General features: G+C 73.7%; 1 protein-coding gene. It reads right to left on the reverse strand.

Translation table 11 applies throughout. The features are described 5' to 3' along the window. The coding region (locus tag ACWF94_RS40205) for an ATP-binding protein (RefSeq protein ID WP_453500210.1) at window positions 1-1620 on the reverse strand (1620 nt) is incomplete at both ends.

The raw sequence follows: 1620 nt of genomic DNA on the forward strand, positions 1-1620 counted from the left end.
CGCCGGCCGCCGTGACCAGTTGCAGCGCCGCCATCTGCGGGGCGAGCATCGTGGACAGCGGGTCCCGCGCCCTGCCCAGCGCCTCGCGGGCCCGGTCCAGAGCCTGCCGATACCGCCGGTCCACCAGGTCGAGCCAGGCGAGGCAGCCGAGCACGATGCCCTCGAAGACCGCCACCGGGCTCAACCGGAACTGGTCGAGCAGCCGCAACAGCTCGCTCCGGGCCTCATCGCGGCGACCCGTACGGCCGATCCACTGGGCGAGATAGATCCGGGCGACGGCCGTGCACTCGTTGTCCGTGTCCTCGTGCTCGGCGAGCACCTCGCGGAGCAGCGCCTCGCCGCGCTCCTCCTGCCCCGCCTCCAGCAGTACCCCGCCGAGCCGGGCCCGGAGCACCGCGGCCTGGATCCGGGCGCCGATCCGCTCCGCGTAGGTGACGGCGGTGGTGAAATCCTGGGCCGCCAGTTCGTAATCACCGCGCTGCTCCCGGGCCTCGCCGCGCGCGGACAGTGCCTCGGCCGTGCCCCAGGCGTCCCCGAGGCGGGTGAACATCTCCAGCGCCTCATCCGCGTCCCTGGTCGCGTCACCCGCCCACTCGCCACGGTTGGCCAGCACATTGGCCCTGGCCTGGAGCGCGGCGGCCAGCTCCCACTCGTATCCGTACGCGCGGCACGCCCGGACGGTTTCGTCCAGCATGTCCTTGAGCAGGTCCAGCTCGCCGGTCATCAGAACGGCGAAGAACCACAGCGTGCCCGGATTGCGGCAGGTCTGCGGCAGCCCCGGCCGATAGGTCGCGGTGACCCTGCGCAGCCTGGCCAGGCTCTCCGGGGTGCCCCAGCCCTGCTCGCTCATATTCATGAAGATCATGAAAATGAGCGCGTTGCCACGCCGGGCCTCCGCCAGCAGCTCCGGCGACATGGGCGGCGGGGCGTCCGTGAACCGTTCGAAGACCGGCGGCGCGGGCGTGACCGGGGCCGCGAAGGGGTCGGGGCCGAGCGCGCCCACCGCGCCGGTCCAGTGGCGGGCCTCGGTGCGCAGATCCCGCATCTGCCAGTACCAGGACAGCGAGAGGACCAGATGGAGCGCCTCCTGCTCGTCGCGGGCGGCGACGGCGCGGCGCAGCGCGGTGCGCAGATTCTCGTACTCGGTCCGGAACACCGTCCCGGCGACGAGCTGTTCCGGGCCGCGCAGCAGTGGATCGGTCGTACGCGCCAGCTCCCGGTAGTGCACGAGGTGGCGGCGCTCCACGGCCGGGCGCTCGCCGGCCTCGTCCAGCCGTCCGGCCGCGTACTCGGCGACGGTTTCGAGGAGGTGGTAGCGCATCTCGCCGAGGGCGGTGGGGGTCGCGACGACCAGGGACTTGTCGATGAGCGAGCCGAGGGCGTCGGCGACCCCGGCGGATCCGTCGGGGCCCCTGAGGGGCCGCGGGCTCCCACGGTCGTGGCGCGGCACGGACGTCCGGGGAGGTCGCCCGGCCCGGGGGGCGTCCGCGCAGACCGCTTCGGCGGCGGGGAGGTCGCAACCGCCGGCGAAGACGGACAGCCGGCGCAGGACGGCGCGCTCGGCGTCGTCGAGCAGGTCCCAGGACCAGTCGACGACGGCACGCAGGGTCTGCTGACGGG

The organism is Streptomyces sp. NPDC055078, from assembly GCF_053607985.1.